The organism is Rhizobium sp. SU303 (genome assembly GCF_021052345.1).
In the GTDB taxonomy this organism is placed as follows: Bacteria; Pseudomonadota; Alphaproteobacteria; order Rhizobiales; family Rhizobiaceae; genus Rhizobium; species Rhizobium laguerreae.
The window spans coordinates 2,587,927-2,605,844 of sequence record NZ_CP088095.1; the positions used below are offsets into that span (position 1 = coordinate 2,587,927).

General features: G+C 59.6%; 19 protein-coding genes and 3 pseudogenes. 10 read left to right on the forward strand and 12 right to left on the reverse strand.

The window, feature by feature from the left end:
* The first annotated feature begins 480 nt into the window (after window positions 1-480).
* Both RlegSU303_RS12920 and RlegSU303_RS12925 read left to right on the forward strand, forming a co-directional pair.
* Window positions 481-1,482, forward strand: coding sequence for a glycine betaine ABC transporter substrate-binding protein (locus RlegSU303_RS12920; RefSeq protein ID WP_205928086.1), 1,002 nt, complete (start codon window positions 481-483; stop codon window positions 1,480-1,482).
* A 20-nt stretch (window positions 1,483-1,502) separates the two neighbouring features.
* Entirely contained in the window at window positions 1,503-1,865 is a 363-nt protein-coding gene (locus RlegSU303_RS12925) for a hypothetical protein (RefSeq protein WP_205928087.1), read from the forward strand.
* Between the two features lie 76 nt (window positions 1,866-1,941).
* Here the strand turns inward: RlegSU303_RS12925 and RlegSU303_RS12930 are convergent, their stop codons facing one another.
* On the reverse strand, window positions 1,942-2,097 hold the full coding sequence (locus tag RlegSU303_RS12930; RefSeq protein WP_003540537.1) for an entericidin domain-containing protein: 156 nt from the start codon (window positions 2,095-2,097) through the stop codon (window positions 1,942-1,944).
* Window positions 2,098-2,374: 277 nt separating this feature from the next.
* Window positions 2,375-3,316: a LysR family transcriptional regulator gene (locus tag RlegSU303_RS12935; RefSeq protein WP_017960848.1), complete on the reverse strand. Its 942-nt coding sequence runs from the start codon at window positions 3,314-3,316 to the stop codon at window positions 2,375-2,377.
* A gap of 73 nt (window positions 3,317-3,389) precedes the next feature.
* On the opposite strand from RlegSU303_RS12935, the gene RlegSU303_RS34355 reads away from it, so the two are divergent.
* A complete protein-coding gene (locus tag RlegSU303_RS34355; protein ID WP_017960849.1) occupies window positions 3,390-3,578 on the forward strand; it encodes a hypothetical protein in 189 nt (62 codons plus the stop codon).
* A gap of 111 nt (window positions 3,579-3,689) precedes the next feature.
* Here RlegSU303_RS34355 and RlegSU303_RS12940 read toward each other — a convergent pair whose 3' ends face one another.
* Entirely contained in the window at window positions 3,690-4,298 is a 609-nt protein-coding gene (locus RlegSU303_RS12940; protein ID WP_043294723.1) for a LysE/ArgO family amino acid transporter, read from the reverse strand.
* A 100-nt stretch (window positions 4,299-4,398) separates the two neighbouring features.
* Between RlegSU303_RS12940 and RlegSU303_RS12945 the strand changes: the two genes are divergently transcribed.
* Entirely contained in the window at window positions 4,399-5,292 is an 894-nt protein-coding gene (locus tag RlegSU303_RS12945; RefSeq protein ID WP_131619740.1) for a LysR family transcriptional regulator ArgP, read from the forward strand.
* A gap of 48 nt (window positions 5,293-5,340) precedes the next feature.
* Here RlegSU303_RS12945 and RlegSU303_RS34360 read toward each other — a convergent pair.
* Window positions 5,341-5,575: pseudogene (locus tag RlegSU303_RS34360) on the reverse strand (hypothetical protein); the annotation flags it as partial.
* Between the two features lie 7 nt (window positions 5,576-5,582).
* The gene (greA, locus tag RlegSU303_RS12950; RefSeq protein WP_017960852.1) at window positions 5,583-6,065 is read right to left on the reverse strand and encodes a transcription elongation factor GreA; all 483 of its coding nucleotides are present in this window, start codon (window positions 6,063-6,065) and stop codon (window positions 5,583-5,585) included.
* Window positions 6,066-6,350: 285 nt separating this feature from the next.
* Here greA and RlegSU303_RS12955 point away from each other — a divergent pair, with 285 nt between their 5' ends.
* A complete protein-coding gene (locus RlegSU303_RS12955; RefSeq protein ID WP_131720139.1) occupies window positions 6,351-7,067 on the forward strand; it encodes an MgtC/SapB family protein in 717 nt (238 codons plus the stop codon).
* Between the two features lie 34 nt (window positions 7,068-7,101).
* Here RlegSU303_RS12955 and RlegSU303_RS12960 read toward each other — a convergent pair whose 3' ends face one another.
* The 5 genes and pseudogenes from RlegSU303_RS12960 to RlegSU303_RS12980 all read right to left on the reverse strand — a co-directional run bounded on the left by RlegSU303_RS12960 (window position 7,102) and on the right by RlegSU303_RS12980 (window position 10,192).
* Entirely contained in the window at window positions 7,102-7,287 is a 186-nt protein-coding gene (locus tag RlegSU303_RS12960; RefSeq protein WP_026158721.1) for a DUF3008 family protein, read from the reverse strand.
* A gap of 38 nt (window positions 7,288-7,325) precedes the next feature.
* A pseudogene (locus tag RlegSU303_RS12965) lies at window positions 7,326-7,444 on the reverse strand (hypervirulence associated TUDOR domain-containing protein); the annotation flags it as partial.
* Between the two features lie 79 nt (window positions 7,445-7,523).
* Window positions 7,524-7,757 carry a DUF2171 domain-containing protein gene (locus RlegSU303_RS12970; protein WP_017960856.1) on the reverse strand — a complete coding sequence of 78 codons (234 nt, stop codon included), beginning with the start codon at window positions 7,755-7,757 and terminating at the stop codon, window positions 7,524-7,526.
* Between the two features lie 81 nt (window positions 7,758-7,838).
* Window positions 7,839-8,795 carry a DUF2950 domain-containing protein gene (locus RlegSU303_RS12975; protein WP_017960857.1) on the reverse strand — a complete coding sequence of 319 codons (957 nt, stop codon included), beginning with the start codon at window positions 8,793-8,795 and terminating at the stop codon, window positions 7,839-7,841.
* A 20-nt stretch (window positions 8,796-8,815) separates the two neighbouring features.
* Window positions 8,816-10,192 (reverse strand): DUF3300 domain-containing protein, encoded by a 1,377-nt coding sequence (locus RlegSU303_RS12980; protein WP_131645344.1) that lies wholly within the window; start codon window positions 10,190-10,192, stop codon window positions 8,816-8,818.
* Between the two features lie 756 nt (window positions 10,193-10,948).
* On the opposite strand from RlegSU303_RS12980, the gene RlegSU303_RS12985 reads away from it, so the two are divergent.
* The 5 genes and pseudogenes from RlegSU303_RS12985 to RlegSU303_RS13005 all read left to right on the forward strand — a co-directional run bounded on the left by RlegSU303_RS12985 (window position 10,949) and on the right by RlegSU303_RS13005 (window position 15,363).
* A complete protein-coding gene (locus RlegSU303_RS12985) occupies window positions 10,949-11,413 on the forward strand; it encodes a hypothetical protein (RefSeq protein ID WP_017960860.1) in 465 nt (154 codons plus the stop codon).
* A 200-nt stretch (window positions 11,414-11,613) separates the two neighbouring features.
* A complete protein-coding gene (locus RlegSU303_RS12990) occupies window positions 11,614-13,332 on the forward strand; it encodes a SulP family inorganic anion transporter (RefSeq protein ID WP_131645345.1) in 1,719 nt (572 codons plus the stop codon).
* 42 nt (window positions 13,333-13,374) lie between these two features.
* Window positions 13,375-14,208, forward strand: coding sequence for a polyphosphate kinase 2 (ppk2, locus tag RlegSU303_RS12995; protein WP_017960862.1), 834 nt, complete (start codon window positions 13,375-13,377; stop codon window positions 14,206-14,208).
* 97 nt (window positions 14,209-14,305) lie between these two features.
* Window positions 14,306-14,638, forward strand: coding sequence for a hypothetical protein (locus RlegSU303_RS13000; RefSeq protein ID WP_131645346.1), 333 nt, complete (start codon window positions 14,306-14,308; stop codon window positions 14,636-14,638).
* A 232-nt stretch (window positions 14,639-14,870) separates the two neighbouring features.
* Window positions 14,871-15,363, forward strand: a pseudogene (locus RlegSU303_RS13005) (CYTH domain-containing protein).
* A gap of 380 nt (window positions 15,364-15,743) precedes the next feature.
* On the opposite strand, the gene RlegSU303_RS13010 reads toward RlegSU303_RS13005, so the two are convergent.
* Entirely contained in the window at window positions 15,744-16,772 is a 1,029-nt protein-coding gene (locus RlegSU303_RS13010) for a DUF2955 domain-containing protein (RefSeq protein WP_131720141.1), read from the reverse strand.
* The gene (locus tag RlegSU303_RS13015; protein ID WP_017960867.1) at window positions 16,762-17,868 is read right to left on the reverse strand and encodes an HlyD family secretion protein; all 1,107 of its coding nucleotides are present in this window, start codon (window positions 17,866-17,868) and stop codon (window positions 16,762-16,764) included. The genes RlegSU303_RS13010 and RlegSU303_RS13015 overlap by 11 nt, the downstream gene beginning before the upstream one ends.
* Between the last annotated feature and the right edge of the window lie 50 nt (window positions 17,869-17,918).

The window sequence follows — 17,918 nt, forward strand, 5'->3', positions numbered from 1 at the left end:
GCGTCTTCGCCCTTACACGGCGAAGCTCGCTTTCTCCGGTACGCACTACCTGAACCGGAGAAGCGGCGGTCATTGCTGCCACGACCCAACTGATAACGGCACATTCTTACCGGAGAGTTATTGAAGGCTTACGCAAATGTTAATTTTGATCTTTTTTGACATTCTGGCCAAAATTTCTGCCGAAGATCCGCCGTCGGTCGCGAAGAGGGTGCTTTTCGCCCGAGAGCGCCAATTTCGGAATGCTGACATAAATTCTTCGAATTCAATAATTTAGTCACGCAACCATGAGCAGAAGATGGTTGATTTCTGCGAGCGAACGCGTAGGCTCCGTCATAACACGCCATTGTTGAACACGGCTTGCCCATGAACCGGAAAGCCTGTTGCGGTATCGCCCGGCAGGCATTTTCCATTCGGGTGCCGGAGAGATTTGTCGGTGAATTTCAGAGCCTGCTGCACGTCCGCCTAAGAAGAATTCGGGGAATGACGATGAAGACGTTTCTGATTCCGGCCGTCTTTGCCGCGGCTCTTTCTACCGTCACGCCGGCCGAAGCCGCCGAATGCGGCAGCGTTTCGATCGCCGAAATGAAATGGGCCTCGGCAGGCATTGCGGCGAGTTTCGACAAGATCATCCTGGAAAAGGGCTACGGCTGCTCGGTCACCATCGTCGATGGCGACACCCTGCCGACCTTCGCCTCGATGAATGAGAAAGGCATCCCGGACATCGCCTCGGAATATTGGATCAATTCCGTCAGGTCCCTGCTCGATCAGGCTGTCAACAGCGGCCGGCTGGTACAGGGTGCCGAAATCCTGGCCGACGGCGCCGTCGAGGGTTGGTGGATTCCGAAATTTATCGCCGACGCCCACCCCGATATCCGCTCGGTCGAGGACGCGCTGAAACATCCCGAACTCTTCCCCGCCGAGGACGACCCGTCGAAAGGCGCAGTTTACAACTGCCCTGCCGACTGGAGCTGCCAGATATCGACCACCAACCTGTTCAAGGCGCTTGCCGCCGACAAGAAGGGCTTCGAGCTCGTCGAGACCGGCAGTCCCGAACGGCTCGATGCGTCGATTGCCCGCGCCTTCGACAACAAGATCGGCTGGCTCGGTTATTACTGGGCGCCGACCGCCATCCTCGGCAAATACGACATGACGCGCCTGAGCTTCGGCGTCGGCCACAACAAGAATGAATGGGACCGCTGTACCGCGGTTGCCGGCTGCGTCAGGCCCGAGCTCAACTCCTACCCGGTCTCGCGCGCCTTCACACTGATGACCAGGTCCTTCGCCAGCCGCGCCGGACCTGTCACGACCTATCTCAAGACCCGCAAATGGGACAATGCGACGATCAACCAGGTGCTCGCCTGGCAGGACGAAAACCGCGAAAGCAACGAGGATGCCGCGATCTATTTCCTTCGCAATTACGAGAGTCTGTGGACGAAATGGGTGCCTGTCGATGTAGCCGAGAAGGTCAAGGCGAGCTTATAACGGCCAAAACACGATCAAGCATGGACGATTCGATGACAGGCAATGTTCCGTTTCCAGACCGCGATACCGTTGCGGAAAAGCTCGCCGCACTGTCGGAGACCGACAAGTCCTACCTGGCGCTGCTCATGGAAAACGCCGCCCAGGACGACAACCTGCTCGACGGCCTGCGCCGCCATCTCGATCTTGCCGCCGGATCGCGTTTCCTGAACTCGGTGAAGCTTGAAAATCTGGGAATGTGGCTCGGGGCCCAAGCGCCGGATCGGCTGCAGATCCGGCTGATGGAAACCGCCCGCTCTGGCCAGCATCCCGCCTTCCAAGCCTTCCGGACCGGCCTCAGCCGATCCGGTGGCCTCGAAAAAGCCTATCCCCTGATCATCCGTTAGGATGATCAGAATCGGGTCTTCTGATCCCTCGGTCAGTATCTGATCAGGCAATCCCCAGAAGGAATCTGAACCGTCATCACTTCTTCGCGGCGCGGTCGACTGAGCGGCCGGCATCCTGCGTGGCGTTCACGGTATTTGCCGTATCTTTTCCTATGCCGCGGATCGTGTTGCCACAGGAAGAAAGGGCAAGAAGAACCATCAAGGCTGCGGCAATTTTGGCCGTTGTCGTCATCTCGGATATCCTTGTTTGAAATCAACCCCGAACGGCGACAATTGCCGTCCGCGCCGATAACGCACGACAAACCAAAAGGTTCACTGGCTATAAGATGCCCGCTACCGCCGCGCGTCTAAGGACACGCTGTCACTTTCGATCGGCGCATAGTCCTGTCCGTGCGGCTAGAACAGGATGATTTTAGGTCGGGTCGGCCTAAAATCTGAATCCTGTTCTACATTATAGAGTTAGAGCATGATGTCGTCCGAAAACCGCTCACACTTTTCGGCATCATGCTTTAGGCGGCGACCGCCTTCGCTCTCTCGGCAAAGGCGCCGCGAATGCTGTCGGCCACCGTCTCGATCGGCCCCGATACCTGCGAGGCGGTCAGCAGGCGGATATCGAAGGCGCCGAGCTCCGGCAGCCCTTCCTGAGGCCCGAGGATCGCCATGTCCTCGTTGACATAGGATAGCGGCAACGGCGCGATGGCTAGATCGGAAAGCACGGCGGCACGCTGCGCCATCGTGTGACCGCTGAGATAGGCGACGCGATAATGCCGCTTGTTGCGTTCGAGCTGGGAGAGTGCCTCCTGGCGCCAGATGCAGCCGTCTTCCCAGATCGAGATCGGCAGCGGATCGCGGCGATGCGCCGAACCGCACTTGGCGCCGGCCCAGACCAGCCGCTCGCGGAACACCACCTCACCGCCCGTCGGGAACGGCCGTGTCGCACAGTTGATCAACGCCAGGTCGAGCCGCTGCTCCTCCATGCGCTTCTTCAGCCCGATGCTCATGTCGATGGTCACGTCGACCATGATGCCGGGATAGCTTTCGGCAAAACTCTTCAAGATGCTCGGCAGCAGCCGTTCGCCGATATCCTCCGGCGCGCCGAGCCGCACGACGCCGCTGAGTTCCGGCATGATGAAGCGCGACACTGCCTCGTTCGATAGCGCCAGGATGTTGCGGGCATATGACAGCAGCATCTCGCCGTGGCGCGTCAACGACACCGAGCGGGCGTCGCGCAGAAAAAGCGTCGCCCCAAGCTGTTCTTCAAGCTTCTTGATCTGCATCGATACCGCCGACGGCGTGCGGAAGACAGCCTCTGCGGCGGTCGAAAAATTGCCTGTTTCGGCGATCGCCACGAAGGTACGCAGCACTTCGTTGTCAAGCAGCGGAATGGGACGGCGAAAGGGAATGCTCATCGTCGCATCTTTCAATTTTTCTGATTTATAACCCCATATCATTTTGTTTGATTGAATGTCAATTGACCCTCATATTTCGAGTGTCGGCAGCTAAATGCAGCAAAGGAGGCCCGACATGTCTCAAACAAGCATCTGGAATATCGTACAGGCCCTTTCCGCATTCAAGTCGCAGAGGCGCAGGGATGCCAACCATGAGCATGCGCTCCGGGAGCTAAGGCGCTTTCCGCCACATCTGCTGGCAGATTGTCAGCGCGAGATGGAGTTGACCGTCCCGGAGCGCCGCGCGTGCGATGGGACGCGGTAGAGACGCTTCATCGTTTTGAATCCGCTCAGGATCTGGACAGATCGATGCCGGTCCACTTGCAACGTCCGCTCGACCCTGCGCCGCAGCGGCCGACCGACAGTCGAACGGCGGTCACAACCCGCCCAGCAGCTTGAACGCTATGATCCACATCGTGAAAGCGACGAGCGTTTCCAGCATGCGCCAGGATGAGGGTTTCGAGAAGATCGGCCGCAACCGCTTCGCGCCATATCCGAGCGAAAAGAAGAACAGGAAGGACCCCGTCACCGCCCCTGCCGCAAAAGAAGCCTGCTCTCCCGGATATCGTGTCGATATCGTGCCGAGCAGCACTACGGTGTCGAGATAAACATGTGGATTGAGCCAGGTGAGTGCGAGGCAGGTTGCCAGCGTCTGCCGAAAGCTCGATGGCTTGGCTTCCGCGGCCGTGAGAGCGGCGGACGACCGCAAGGCGGAATAGAGGCTTCTTGCCCCGTACCAGACCAGAAACATAGCTCCCCCGTAGCGCATGACGGGATCGAGCCAGGGCATGAACCTGGCGATTTGATGGAGGCTGGTCACGCCAAGCACGATCAGCGCGGCATCTGATACCGCGCATGCGAGGCAGACGGCGAAGATATGTTCGTTGCGCAAGCCCTGACGGAGAATGAAGGCGTTCTGCGCGCCGATGGCGACGATCAGGCTGAGGCCCATCATCAGGCCGGTTCCATAGATCGAAAAATTCATCTCTTCGGCCAACGCCCCTCATTTCGGTGAGGTTGCGCTATCGCTATTTCGAGAATTAGGCTAATTAATCCAACTTATCCAGATTAAGTGAAACTAATCCATGCTCGACTATCCCGCTCTTCGCGCCGTCGCGACCATTGTCCAGACAGGCAGCTTCGAAAGAGCTGCGACCGCCTTGAACGTGACCCCTTCGGCCATTTCGCAGCGCGTGAAGCAGCTCGAAGAGCGTCTCGGCGTCGTCCTCATCGTCAGAGGCACGCCGTGCACGGCGACCGAAAAGGGAGAATGGCTCTGCCGCCATATGGAGAATGTCGGCATGCTCGAAGCAGAACTCTTCGGGCAACTGCCGGCCCTCGTCGATCCCAACGAACCAGGCCAAAGGGTCACGCTTCAAATCGCGACGAACGCCGACAGCCTCGGAACATGGTTCGTCGAGGCCATGTCGAATTTTGCCAAAAGCTCTTCCTATCTGCTGAATGTCGCCGTCGACGACCAGGACCATACCGCCGAATGGCTGCAGCGCGGACGGGTGATCGCCGCCGTCACCAGCCTGGAAAAACCGGTCCGCGGATGCCGGCGTTTTGCTCTCGGCGTTCTGCGTTACCATGCAACGGCAACCCCTGACTTCGTCACAAGCCATTTTCCACAGGGCGTGACATCAGAGGCGATCCGTAACGCCCCGGCGCTGACCTTCAATCAGAAGGACAGGCTGCAAAGCAGCTGGGTACGACGAACATTCGGACGCGATCTCGATTATCCCACCCACTGGCTGCCGTCGCCGCAGAGCTTCGTCGAGGCGAGCCTTTCAGGCATGGGATGGGGAATGAACCCGACCCAGCTGACCCGCGAGCACCTCGCATCCGGACGGCTGATCGAGCTGGTGCCCGACACGCCACTCGATGTCCCGCTTTACTGGCAGATAAATCGCCTCGCCGCCGACCGCCTGGCGGATCTGACACGCGAAGTCGTCACCGTGGCCAAGCGCCGCCTTTGATGCATCACTCAAAAATGCAGCATCATCCCGGTGAACGGGTCGCTTTTATCAGACGTAAGCCGTGCGGCTGCCGAACTCGCTGGTCTCGTCAAAATTCGTCGTGCCGATACGCTCGCTTTCGCCGGAAGTTCTTTCGGAGCGCCACCGGCAGGCTTCGATGCAGCAGACGCCTGAGTTTGGCTGCTCTCGCTCGCTTTGATCTTGGCAATCTTCGCTTCCAGCGTCGCGATGGATTTTTCGACGTAGCCTTCTCTTACTCGTCCTGCGTTTCCGACCGGGCTGCCCCGCTCCTATGCTATGGCGATGATCTCCAGTTCCTGGCCTCCTGTCTCCACCATATCCCCAACAGCCTTGCCCATCAGGAGCCGCGCCACCGGGGAGACATAGGAAATGGACCCGGCCTTCGGATCGGCCTCGTCCTCTCCGACAATGCGATAGGTCTGCACACGCCCATCGTCACGACGGAAAGTCACCGTGCTGCCGAAGGCGACGGTATCGATTGACGTAGGGGCAGGCATGAGCTGAGCGGTGCGAAGTCTTGCGGCTAAGTAGCGAAGATCACGCAAGGGATTGGCCGTCTGCCGCCGCCGTTCGTTCACGTCTTCGATGGGGCTCGCAGCATCATAGGCCTCGCGAGCCTGCTGGAACTGCAATTCCAGAGCCTTCAATCCCGCTTCCGTGACCATATTCGGATGCGGCGAAATCGGACGATCGGGCAGCAGGGTTTCCGAAGCGGTTTCGAAACTCTCTTCCTTGGTGAAAGCGACGGCCAATCTCGAACTCCGTTTTAGCGCGATGCGGTCTGGCAGCTGAGGGGCAACGCCCCAACCCTTTGAAGGAATCATACACCGACTGCAGGCGAACCGCCAATCTGGCTCATCGACGGTTGCTTCGGTTACCCCGTAGCCTCGGAGCGTTGGGAACGTCCTGCGCGGCGTGGCGTTTACACCCCACGGTGCGCCGTGGCGCATCCGGATCGATCCCTGGTGCAACGTGGTGGGAAAGAAGCGAATGTCCGGTGAGCAGCGAGAGGGCCACCATACGATCGGGAAAGAAACATGTCTTCGTTCCTGACGGATGCCATGCCGCTGACGCCAAGCTGGTGGGATATCGGCGCGCGGATTATACTGACATTGATTGCCGGCGGCCTCATCGGACTCGATCGCGAGCGCGGCGGCCACGCAGCAGGCTTCAGGACCACGATCCTGGTGGCGCTTGCCGCCTGCCTGGCGATGATCCAGGCAAACCTTCTTCTGTCTATATACGGAAAGACGCCCGGCTCGTTCACGCAGATGGACGTGCTGCGCTTTCCGCTCGGCGTCCTGACGGGCGTGGGCTTCATCGGCGGCGGAGCGATCCTCAAACGCGGCGACATGCTGACCGGGGTCACGACGGCGGCGACGTTGTGGTTCATGACGGTGGTCGGCCTTTGCTTCGGCGGCGGCCAGATCCTGACCGGCATCGCGGCGACAGTGATTGGCTTTATCGTCCTGTCGCCGTTGAAGCGTCTGGACACATGGCTGCGTTGCGAACAGAAGGCAACGCTTGTCGTCCGCGCCTCGAACGGCAATACCCCGGACCTATCGGAAGTGCTGAACCCGCTCGGATGCCATGCAGGCTTCCTGTCGCTCCACCGAACGACCGATAGCGCCGAGGTGACGTTCGAGCTGCGATGGCTCGCCAAGGATCCTGACATGTCGGCGCGCGCGATCCTGAACGCGCTTTCGAACACGCATGAGGTCGCGGATTTCTCCATGAAGTCGATGACGACATAAGCTTCGCAGTTACACGCCGGCGGTTCGACATCTCTCATTTCGCGACGTGCTGAGGTTTGCCTTTCCTCTTGGTTGAGGCAAATTCCTCAAGCTGTTTCTCGCTCATGGATTCCACCATCTGTTTCGAGGCGCCTTTGAGTTCGCTCTTCGGCGTCTCGCCACGCTTGGCCGAAAGTGCGGCGCCTGCCGCCTTCTGCTGGGCCTTGGATTTGGCTGGCATATCGATCTCCTTTTGCTTGGACAGAACGGCCGCCGGCGTCAAAGCTTCTTGAGTTCGTCAGGTTGTGTGCAGCGCACTTTCCCGATTTGTCGCTCTCGACGATATATTGCGGCTCGGCCCTCGATACCTTCACGCTGTGGCCTTTGATGCCGAAAGGGGTGAGCGGTTTTCGGCATCATGCCATGGTTATGCCGTTCGAAGGAGGCTGCGGCCCGCAAGCCGCAGCCGACAGGCTGTCAGTTGATGGTAGCCCATTGGCTTCGGACATCTCTGGCGTTCTTCGACAGATGGACGTGGGCATCCACGTGATCGACCCAATCGAGCGGGATCAAGTGGTGCTTTCCATCCCCCGAGTCGGTCTTCGTCAGTTTGATGCGGGTGGTGCCGTCGAGGTGATCGACCGTCCCGACATGGGTGCCGTCGGCAGCCCGAACTTCCATATGTTCACGAATCTGATCTGCGGAAATCATCGTTTCCTCCTTTGCATCATTGCCAGATACGAAGCGGCAACGAGGTGGAGCGGACTTGGTTCCAAACATCCGCGACCGTGTTCAATCAGCAGTCACGTCCCAATTGTCACCCGGGTTGAAGGTCCTGACGCCAGCAGCTATTTTTTCAGTCTCCCGGCCGAGATCGGCCTGGTAGACCGTACCGTTCGCGTTGACTGCGAATGTGTGCACGCCGGTTTCGCCATATCGGATCGGCCAGGCGATAACGGCAAATCCTGCGATCATATTGCCGTTGATCACATAATCGAACTCTCCACCCGCGATGTTCGGCCCCTGGCCGTCGATGATCCTGTAGCGATAACCGTAATAGCCCTCGCCGGCTTTCGCCTTATCAAGCGCCGCATTGTCTTCGAGGGCATTGCCCGCCGGGCTATCCCCCTCGCCGAGATCAGGCGACCAATAGAGACCATCGGTTTTGCCGTCGCTGCTGATCAGTCTCTGGGCATATTCCAGAACGCCGTCGTCATCGTGGTCGGCGGAAGAATATTCCTTTTGGGCGTCGACATAGGCCTTCATCGTGTCGATGGTCTGCAATTCGTTCTCGCCGACGCGACGATTGATGATCTCCTCGAACCCGGCATAGGTATCGAAACCCCATTTGCCATCGTCGCCCTTCACGATCGGAAATGGTAGAGGCCACATTTTGTCGCCGATCTCGATGATCTTGCGGCCATCGACGTCCTTCACGACGATCTTCTTCTTCGTGCCGTCCCGGATCTGTGCGTAGGTGTCCATCACGCCTTCGCCTGCCTTCGCTTTCGCTGCATCAATACCCAGCAGCGCCGTAAACTTGTCGAAGTCGTCGGCCGCCAGGGCCGCCTTGAAAGCGTCGACGACCTGTTCCGCCGTCTCGAACACGGGCGGATCGCTCTGCGAAGCGAAGCCCGAGATGACGGTCGCATCGGATGGCTCTGCTGCAGATGTCGGGACCGCATTGGTGGCGAGAGCCGCAAGAGCGAACACAGAACCCAGAAGCATGTTTCTGACTGACTTTGTCATGACTTTCCTCCTTCTTTCGGTCACCGACGACCGCCGCCGCGGCCACCGCCGCCGCGGCCGCCGCCGTGCATTGCTCTACCGCCGCCACGATTGCTCCCGGCCATGGCCTGTCTGCCGCGGTTGGACTGCATCTCAGCGCGCCTGCCGCTGTCGACCTGACCAAGGGCCGATGGCTTTCTCGGCCGGCTGTCGACCCGGGCCGCGGGCTTCGGCTTTGCGACCGGGCGTTTGGCGTTGACCCCGGGCCTTGCGTTTTCGGCAGCCCTATTCGGCGTCCTTGCCTCGGGTCTGCGGTTCTGCGCAGCCTGCGCGCCCTTCCCGCCCCCAGGAGCCGCTCCTGCATTGCCTGCCTTGTTGCGAGCAGCATTGACCCTGTCCGCATCGATCTTGCTCTTGCGGACATCGTTGACACTGATTTTGCCTGGCTGATCGCGGATCGTGTTCGCACGGTCGTTGCCTCTTGCTCCGACCCTGTTGTTGCCGTTCGCCTCGATACTGGTCCGGAAGGAGCTGCGGTCGATCTTGTTGAACTGCGCGCTGTCGAAACCGATCTTGCTGCGGTCGACCTTCTTCCAGTCGACGTCGTTGATATTCACTTTGCCGTTTATGTTGTTGAAGCAGTTGTTGCAGTCGATATCGACGTTGCCGTTCCAGCGCCCGCCCCATACACCCCAACGGTTCCAGTCGACGGCAGCCGCCCACACTGCTCCCGTCACCACGCCGGCAAAAAAGGTGGCGGTCGGATAGTAGTAGTTCGGATACGGCTCGGAATAGTAGCCGATCGGCGCGGCCACATAATTCGGTTCATACAGCATCTCCGGCGCATACTGCGGAACGTAGATCTTGTCGGGACTGGCGGAGACGATCACGACGTTGTCGTTCTCCTGGCTGACCTTGATCTTGTCGTCCGTCTTGATGATGCCGTCGGCGACCGCTTTGTCGCGCAGTTGCTGTATGGCGATCAGAACGTCTTTCTGCTGGTAGGAAAGCGCCTCTCCGAGAGACTGCGTCCAGTCCAGATCCTCGCTCATCATCGTCACGATCTGAGGATAATTCAGCAGCGATACGATGCTGCCATCCCACGTCGTCTTCGGTTTGAGCTCGGGCTGCTTCTTCAAGGTTTCGAGAAACCGGGCTGCTTCCACGACCTGGAGTGGGTAGAGCGACGCCGACGTGACGAGCGCAACCAGTTCGTCCGGATAAAGCGCGATCCGCGCCACCAGGATTTCGAGTTCGTCCTCGCTCAGCGGCGCTGGCGCGTCGTCTTCCGCCACGACGGGATTGGAAGCGGCCGGCTCCTGAGCGGCGGCAGGCGGAGTCACATGTGGCGAAAACGGGAAACCTGCAAAAGGCAGGAACAAGCCCGTGGCGAGTAACAATGCGTGAGGTCTAGCCATCTCAAATCCTCCCTGCGGTCAGACATGGTGTGTAGGCTGTCGACTATTGTATCTTCGCTCGTGCCGCATACTCCTCCGAGCGGAGGAGGATTGATAGCTAAACATCGGCCAAGCCGTCTTTTGCCCCATATTTACAGCAAAGACAGCTCCAGGCGTAGTCGCGGGACTGATCTGGGACGTATGTTACAGTAACACACTTGCAAAAGCGGAGTTCAGCGCGCAGGCTAAAATCGACCGCGGGCCGCTTGATCACGAAGTCATGGGCACGCCGAAAACCGTATCCGCGCCAACGGCATCGACCTAGGAGCCATTCGCACGCCGCTCAATACCAGCGCGTGGCAAACCTCGGAAGCCTACGCCGAACTGATGGGGCTTATTCGTACAAGCGCATCAGTGAGAGGGAGGCCGGATGGCAGTGCGGCTTGCGTCTGATTTCACCGACTACATCGTCGCAGCGACGATCTATGTCGACGGCGGAATGACGCTGTATCCCGGTTTCGAAACCGGTGCCTAACGTTCCACGTCGTGGCCCAGTGCCCTGCCGCCCCCGTTTGGCACGTCAACGAGAGATGGAGCCGATAACACTCCTGCTTCATGCATTTCGCTCATGCCGCATATTCATCCCACTGGGAGGGTTGACGGCTAAAATATCGGCAAGGCCGTAGGTTACCAGAACCTACAGTATTGTACTGTCTAGTCTGACTTATCGATGGTGTAATTTTTGGTCTTGGCCTTGGACCACTGGGAGGGAACGTCATGGCTGAAAGTGAAAAGTCAAATCCTCAGATGCTTAGCGCGGACGAATTGAGGCAGAAAGCTCTCGAACTGCAGCTGATAGAAATGCAGCGTGATGACAAAGTCAAAGCGCGTGAAGCAAAAAAACACGCGGAGTTCGTCGATGACTTCTTCCGCAAACACGTCGGCGACAAGGAACGTGACATTATCAGGCGCGTCGTCATGAAGGCAGCCGCCGACGGCAAATGCGAGGCCATGGTCTATAGCTTTCCGTCGAGCTTCTGCACGGATAGCGGCCGCGCGATCAACAGTGCCCGGCCAGAGTGGCCGACCACGCTTCAAGGAAAAGCCAAGGAAATATATGATCTTTTCGTCGAAGTCGCCCGGCCTCACGGCTACAAGCTGAAAGCGATGGTCATCAGTTTTCCGGGCGGCATGCCGGGCGACATCGGCTTCTTCCTGAATTGGGAGGCACCAGTCGGCTAGGTCGCTGCGCGACTATGCGGTTCGTCAGCCATGGGTTCGGCCGGTGCATCAGCGCCCGCGGTCGACCCTTCGGCTGATGCTGCTTGGCAAGACCATCTTCGTCAATGCCCAATCTGCGCCCAGTCTGGAGCGATCGGAGGCTACCCCACTGGTAGCCTGAGTTCGCTTCAGCAGATGAATGAATTTCCGGGGGGAGTGGCATGCTTCAGAGTTTTCATATGCCGATATTCAGGGGCCTGGAGGGATTTCGCGCGGACTGGCTGCGAAGCGATATTCCTGCGGGGCTGTCGATTGCAGCTGTCGGCCTGCCGAGTGCGATCGCTTATCCCGCCATCGCCGGCCTCCCCCCGGAAACAGGGATATATGCAAGTATCGTCGCGCCCGTTGCCTACGCTCTGTTCGGGCCGTCGCGGCTATTGGTGGTCGGGCCGGACGCCGGGACCATGGCGGTTCTCGCGGCGGTCATGGGAACTGTCATCGCCGCGCAACCCGCCGGCACTTCAGCCGATCCGGTTGCGATCGCGTCTGCCCTGGCGCTCGGCGTCGGAGCCTTCTATTTTGCAGCACGGCTGCTGCGGCTGGGCGTCCTCGCAAGCTTTCTATCCCGCCCGATTCTGGTCGGTTTCTTTGCCGGCGTATCCATCTCCATCCTTGTCGGGCAGATCGGCCGCTTTACCGGGGTGCGTATCGAGTCCGACGGTCTCCTGCCGCCGATTGCCGAGATCATTCGCAAGAATGCCTTGATCCATTGGCCGACATTGCTGTTCGGCCTCGCCATGTTCGCATTGTTGTGGATCGTGAAAGCCACACGGCTGCCTGTACCGGGACCCGTCGTCGTCGTCGTCGTTTCCGTCATTCTCTCCGCAATCTTCAACTTTGAAGCCGCAGGCATCCGCGTCGTTGGTGATCTGCCCACCGGGCTGCCGTCATTCTCCCTTCATGCACTCTCGCAAATGCCCATGGACAGGATCGTGCTTGGGTCGGCAGCCGTCTTTCTGATCAGTTTTGGCTCGAGTATCGTCGCCGCGCGGAGCTTCGGCTCGCGCTCCGGCGAGGAGGTCGACGCCAACCAGGAACTGATCGGGCTGGGCGCGGCGAACATCGCCCCCGGCCTGTTTGGTTCATTTCCCATCGCCGTATCCGACTCGCGTACAGCGATCAATCTTGCAGTCGGCGGCAGATCGCAGGCAGCCGGTCTCGTTTCCGCCGTGACCCTGATGGCGGCGCTGCTGTTCTTGAATGACGCCCTGCGCATCCTGCCGATCCCTGCCCTGGCGGCAATCCTGGCGGCAGCCGCAATCAGCCTGATCGACGTCAGCGAGTTGAGAAAGATATGGCACATCAGCCGCGCGGAGTTCGTCTTCGCCCTGATCGCCATGTTCGGAGCCATCAGCTTCGGCGTCCTGAACGGCGTCATCGTCGCGATCGCTGCCACCCTGGTCTATCTCCTGCGCAAGACAATGTTTCCGAAAGACGCGCTTCTCGGCCGCATTGCCGGACGCGATGGCTTCTACAATATGCAGCGCTTTCCGGACGCCCGGGGCGTTCCAGGCATCGCCATCTGTCTCGTCCACGGCAATCTGCTGTTTTACAATGCCGATTATGTCCGCATCCGGTTGCGCGCCATCGCTGACGGCCTGCCAGCCGAAACACGCAGGCTCATCCTGGACGCCAGCGCCATTGCGCATATCGACAGCACCGGCGCCGCAGCACTCGATGCCGTGCAAGCAAACCTCTCCGGGCGGGGCATCGCCTTCGGCGTCGCTCACCTGAACGCCGAGGCCACGGAGCTGCTGGAACGCGCAGGCGTCGTTGCCGGCATCGGAGCAGAAAATTTCTTTGACGACACGGAAGACGCGCTGCGCGCCGCGCGCCTTGGGGAAGGAAGCGATCGGCCTTTGGCCGGTGGTCACAAGTGAGGTCATGGCGCGAAGGCACCTTAGCAGGACAAGGAGGAAGTGATGAACAAACGGCAGGATGACGACACCGACGTAGACGAAAAGAAACGCAAGAAATCCTGGAACTACGACAAGGAGATCGTAAAACTACAGATCGAGCTCGCGCACGTGCAGGCCTGGGTGAAGAAATCGGGTGCTCGCATCGTGATCATCTTCGAGGGCCGGGATGCTGCCGGCAAGGGCGGGATGATCAAGCGAATTACCGAGCGCGTGAGTCCGCGGGTCTTTCGCGTGATCGCTCTGCCGGCTCCGACTGATCGCGAAAAGACGCAAATGTATATGCAACGCTATATCGCGCATATGCCCGCCGCGGGCGAAATCGTCATATTCGATCGCAGTTGGTACAATCGCCCCGGCGTAGACCGGGTGATGGGATTCTGCTCCGAGAAAAAGGCCCGGCGCTTTCTCGAGCTGGCTCCCGGTTTCGAGGCCTCGATCGTCGAAAGCGGTATCACCCTGCTGAAGTACTTCCTGACGGTCGGCGAGGAAGAACAGGATCGTCGCTTCAGGCGGCGCATCGAGGATCCACTGCGGCAGTGGAAACTCAGCCCGATGGATGTCGAGTCGTACCAACGGTGGTGGGACTACTCGGTTGCCTACGACGAGATGATCCGGGCGACGGACCGCCAGCACGCCCCATGGTGGATCGTGCCGTCAGACGACAAGAAGCGCGCGCGCATCAACTGCATCTCGCACATCCTGAAGTCGATTCCGTACGAAAAGGTGAAGTTCGACGCACCGGACCTCGGGAAACGTCAGAAGCGGCCCGGCGGCTACGTCGAAGACAACAGCGTCCGGCATGTTGTGCCGAATGTGATCGCCGCGGACATGCGATGATCAGCCCGCGTGGGACGACACCGCCATTTCAGGAGCAACGGAGCCGGGACAATGCCGGCTGTCCGGCGGTGATGTTATCAAACAACAGGAGTGTGTGATGATCTATCCATCGATCCGTGTGCTGTCCGTCGCCATTGCCTGCATTCTTCCATTGGCCGGCATATCCGTTTCGCAAGCGCAGGCAGCCGAGCCGTTCGAACAATTTCCGATGGTCATAACCTGCGAATATAAGGGCCTGCACCAAGCCTTCTACTTCACGAGATTGGATGCGGACGGCATGGCAACCTACATCAACCCGAGCAAGCTTGCGGGAACGATATCGATCGGCGGGACCGCTAAAGCATTGGGTGAACCAATCGGCGGAAGTTGTTTGGACAAAACACTTAAAGAGCTCAGGGCGTCGGGACAAGCCCGCGATCTGAAGCCCTAGCGCATCGGCCGATGCGAGGATTGAAAGTGTTACAGCGTCCTTTGCGCGCCTGAAAAGGACACGCGGCGCTGTAGCAATATTCCCTTCCGGATGTCCTGGATCCGGCATGTCAGCAGGAAGGAAACTCACCCTGCATACTCAATTTTAATGTTCGGACAGCGGGCCTGTCGGGAAGTTCGTCAAGCACCGTCATCCAGGTTCGCGGTGGTTCGGAACGACAAAGGAGGCAAGGATGACCGCGGAGATTGAGCGAAAATTCCTCGTCGTAAACGATAGTTGGCGGGGCGGCGCATCCAAAGGAGCCGCATTTTGCCAAGGCTACCTGCTGGCTGGGAAAAACCGGTTCGTGCGGATCAGGATCATAGATAAGGCACGCGCCGTCCTGACGGTTAAACTCCGGACCGGGGCGCCTGAGGCGCGAGGAGTTCGAATATGAGATTCCCTATGCCGATGCTCTGGAAATGATCGCCTTTGCAACGAGTGTGGTGGATAAGATCCGCTATGAGGTGAACCATCATGGCTGCCTTTGGGAGGTGGACGTCTACAGTGGCGCTCACGACGGACTCGTTGTCGCAGAAATCGAGCTTGCCGACGAAAGCGACCAACCGCCCTGCCCGCCGTGGCTCGGCCCGGAAGTGACCGGAAATGCCGCATTTTCCAATCGTACGCTCGCAATGCTCGTGCAACGCAACGATTACCGCAGCCGGCTGCAACCTGATGGGTAGCCCTCCCAGAGAAGGGAACAATGAGTGTCTTGGTAACGGGCGGCAGCTCCTCCGTGCCGGATTGAAAGCAAAGACCCGATGCCAACGCATCGGCAGTTAGCGCTGCAGGTGGTAGTACTGCGCCCCTGCGGCTCCCGGTCTGACAGGTCGGCGAGAAATGGAGGCGATAGCGCCTTTGTTTTATGCATTCGCTGAAGCCCTTGGGGTCGAGTGGATCCTTCCACAGATGGGCGGGTTCGCAGTGCTTGCGGACATTGATGAAATCTTCTGTTCTCCGGGTGGCGTCAACTGAAGCCGCCGAAGCGGCTAACCCAAAGAACATCGCGCGACTCAAGGCAGCCGACTTCTTCAAGATAAGGTGCTCTCAGAGAACGCCTGAGTCATGGCGATATCCTCTTCGCTTCCGCAGTCCGCGGCCACAGGATGACGGCAAACAGCAGCGCGTAGATCAAGGCTGCTGCGACATAAACGATGCGGGTGGCGAAGGATTCTGCAGCACTGCCCGGCAGAGGCGAGACCCCGAGGCCAAAGAGGATCAGGAAGGTCGTCAGGGCGCCGGCAAAAACCGGCGCGTCCTTCGAGCGAGCAGCCGCGCGCCCACCGACGAGGAGGACGACGACGAGAACGATGAGGAAGATCGAGAAAAGATTGGGGCGCAGCGAGAGCGCGGCATAGGCAACGGAGGCGAGCACGCCGCCGAAGAGGTTGACGAGCACGAGCCCGATCGCCGTCCGCGCGCTCGCGGCAACGTCGAGCTGCCCGAGCAACGACGCCACGGTGATCGGAATGACCGCCGCAGCGGTCAGGTTGTCGCTCGTCAGGCAGATCACGACGGAGCCCAGAAGGATGACCGTGTTTGCTAGCGCCCGAAGCAAGGCCGGCGGCCGCTCCTCGATCGGCGCCGCCTCGACCTCACGGGAGAACGGCTCGGGAAGTACCGCATGGGCGAACCACATCAGAGCCGTGCCGGACAACACCCCGGCGACCAGGATGGACAGGATGGAATTGGCGAGCTCCTTGTTCAGGATGCCGAGCAGAGGCACGATGATCGAAACGACGAGCACGAGAAAGACGGCCGGTCCTCCCTTTCCCGTCGACTGTGCGGCGAAGCATGCGAAATAGATCAGCCCCAGGATCAGCAGAAAGGGTGCCGGACGGGCGCCGAGCACGTTGGTCAGAACCATCATCGCCATCCCGGCGATCAGGATGATCATCGCTGCGCCGATAGTCTTGCCGAGCGGCATGGGCCGCGAACTTCCGAGCAGAAACTGGGCGGCAAAGAGCGGGCCGAGGAAAGGCACGATGGCCCCGGCATAGACCGCGAACGTGAAGCCGATGGAGACTGCGAATGCGACCCGCAGTCCCTTGCGTTTCTGCTCCTCGACCGCGGGGCTCCTCTCAGCGGACATAGGTCAGCACCGACATGATGCGGATCCAGAGCGACCCCCAGGCATTGGTGACCGGATTGTCGCCCGTGTAGATGACGACGGTCGCCTGCGATCCGTAGCGCACGCCGCCCTTCGGCCTCTGCGCCTCCTCGATGATGAGCCGGACCGGAAACCGCTGCGGCTCCTGGACCCAGCCGCTATCGCTCCGGATCGTCGGCAATCCGGTGTTCGGATCCGTGCTGCCTTGCGATACGCCGAAACCAACGCTCTCGACTTGGGCCGGAAACACTCGACCGGGAAGCGCGTCGAAAAGGACTTCCGCCTGGTTGCCGACTGCGACCTTCTCGAGGCTGTTCTCCTTGAAGGCGGCGGTGATCCAGATTGTTCCGACATCGATAAAGGTCATGGCTGACTGTCCAGCCGACACGACCTTACCGGTTGTAAGTTGGAGGTTGGTCACGACCCCGGCCGAAGGTGCCTGAACGGTGGTCCGCACCAGATCGAGTCGTGCCTTTTCGAGCGCCGCCAAAGCCGCCCGGAGCTGCGGATTGTCATTTCCGCTCGGCCCGAGCTGCTCTTTGGCCTTGGCCAGCTCAGCCTCAGCACCAGTGACGGCCGCCTCTGACTGACCGAAAGCCGATTTGGTTGAATCAGCCCGCGCTTTGGAATACACGCCCCTCTTTTGCAGCTCTTCGGCGCGCGCAGATTGTTCGCGAAGATTGTCCCGATCGACTTGGGCCGTTACGAGCTTTGCCTGCGCCGCATCGACAGCAGCCGTTGACGCGCCCATTGACTGGCCGACACTTGCAAGGCTCGCCTCGGCCTCATTGACCGCGAGCTCGTAGCGCTCGGGATCGATACGGAAGAGAACCTGACCGGTATCGACCCTCGAGTTGTCGACGACTCCCACTTCCACAACCCGGCCGGTGACTTCGGGCGCGATGCCGACGATATAGGCTTGGACCTGAGCCTGCGAGGTCGACGGCGTGCGCCGCTCCATGAAGATGGAGAGAACGAACAGGACGAGCGCCAGCAGGACGATGATGAGTGCTATCCTGCGGAGTGGATTCCGAGGCGTTGGGGAAATGGCAGGCTCGTCCAAATTTTCGGAAACCACGGCAATATCCTTCGGAGGCGTTTCGTTTCGTGGAAGCGCAAAGTTTCAGC

What these genes read in the sequence shown, in the direction of transcription:
- RlegSU303_RS12920 (WP_205928086.1), top strand. Translation starts at nt 481, where the DNA reads ATGACGATGAAGACGTTTCTGATTCCGGCCGTCTTTGCCGCGGCTCTT.
- RlegSU303_RS12925 (WP_205928087.1), top strand. Translation starts at nt 1,503, where the DNA reads ATGGACGATTCGATGACAGGCAATGTTCCGTTTCCAGACCGCGATACC.
- RlegSU303_RS12930 (WP_003540537.1), bottom strand. Translation starts at nt 2,097, where the DNA reads ATGACGACAACGGCCAAAATTGCCGCAGCCTTGATGGTTCTTCTTGCC.
- RlegSU303_RS12935 (WP_017960848.1), bottom strand. Translation starts at nt 3,316, where the DNA reads ATGATATGGGGTTATAAATCAGAAAAATTGAAAGATGCGACGATGAGC.
- RlegSU303_RS34355 (WP_017960849.1), top strand. Translation starts at nt 3,390, where the DNA reads ATGTCTCAAACAAGCATCTGGAATATCGTACAGGCCCTTTCCGCATTC.
- RlegSU303_RS12940 (WP_043294723.1), bottom strand. Translation starts at nt 4,298, where the DNA reads ATGAATTTTTCGATCTATGGAACCGGCCTGATGATGGGCCTCAGCCTG.
- RlegSU303_RS12945 (WP_131619740.1), top strand. Translation starts at nt 4,399, where the DNA reads ATGCTCGACTATCCCGCTCTTCGCGCCGTCGCGACCATTGTCCAGACA.
- RlegSU303_RS12955 (WP_131720139.1), top strand. Translation starts at nt 6,351, where the DNA reads ATGTCTTCGTTCCTGACGGATGCCATGCCGCTGACGCCAAGCTGGTGG.
- RlegSU303_RS12960 (WP_026158721.1), bottom strand. Translation starts at nt 7,287, where the DNA reads ATGCCAGCCAAATCCAAGGCCCAGCAGAAGGCGGCAGGCGCCGCACTT.
- RlegSU303_RS12970 (WP_017960856.1), bottom strand. Translation starts at nt 7,757, where the DNA reads ATGATTTCCGCAGATCAGATTCGTGAACATATGGAAGTTCGGGCTGCC.
- RlegSU303_RS12975 (WP_017960857.1), bottom strand. Translation starts at nt 8,795, where the DNA reads ATGACAAAGTCAGTCAGAAACATGCTTCTGGGTTCTGTGTTCGCTCTT.
- RlegSU303_RS12980 (WP_131645344.1), bottom strand. Translation starts at nt 10,192, where the DNA reads ATGGCTAGACCTCACGCATTGTTACTCGCCACGGGCTTGTTCCTGCCT.
- RlegSU303_RS12985 (WP_017960860.1), top strand. Translation starts at nt 10,949, where the DNA reads ATGGCTGAAAGTGAAAAGTCAAATCCTCAGATGCTTAGCGCGGACGAA.
- RlegSU303_RS12990 (WP_131645345.1), top strand. Translation starts at nt 11,614, where the DNA reads ATGCTTCAGAGTTTTCATATGCCGATATTCAGGGGCCTGGAGGGATTT.
- ppk2 (WP_017960862.1), top strand. Translation starts at nt 13,375, where the DNA reads ATGAACAAACGGCAGGATGACGACACCGACGTAGACGAAAAGAAACGC.
- RlegSU303_RS13000 (WP_131645346.1), top strand. Translation starts at nt 14,306, where the DNA reads ATGATCTATCCATCGATCCGTGTGCTGTCCGTCGCCATTGCCTGCATT.
- RlegSU303_RS13010 (WP_131720141.1), bottom strand. Translation starts at nt 16,772, where the DNA reads ATGTCCGCTGAGAGGAGCCCCGCGGTCGAGGAGCAGAAACGCAAGGGA.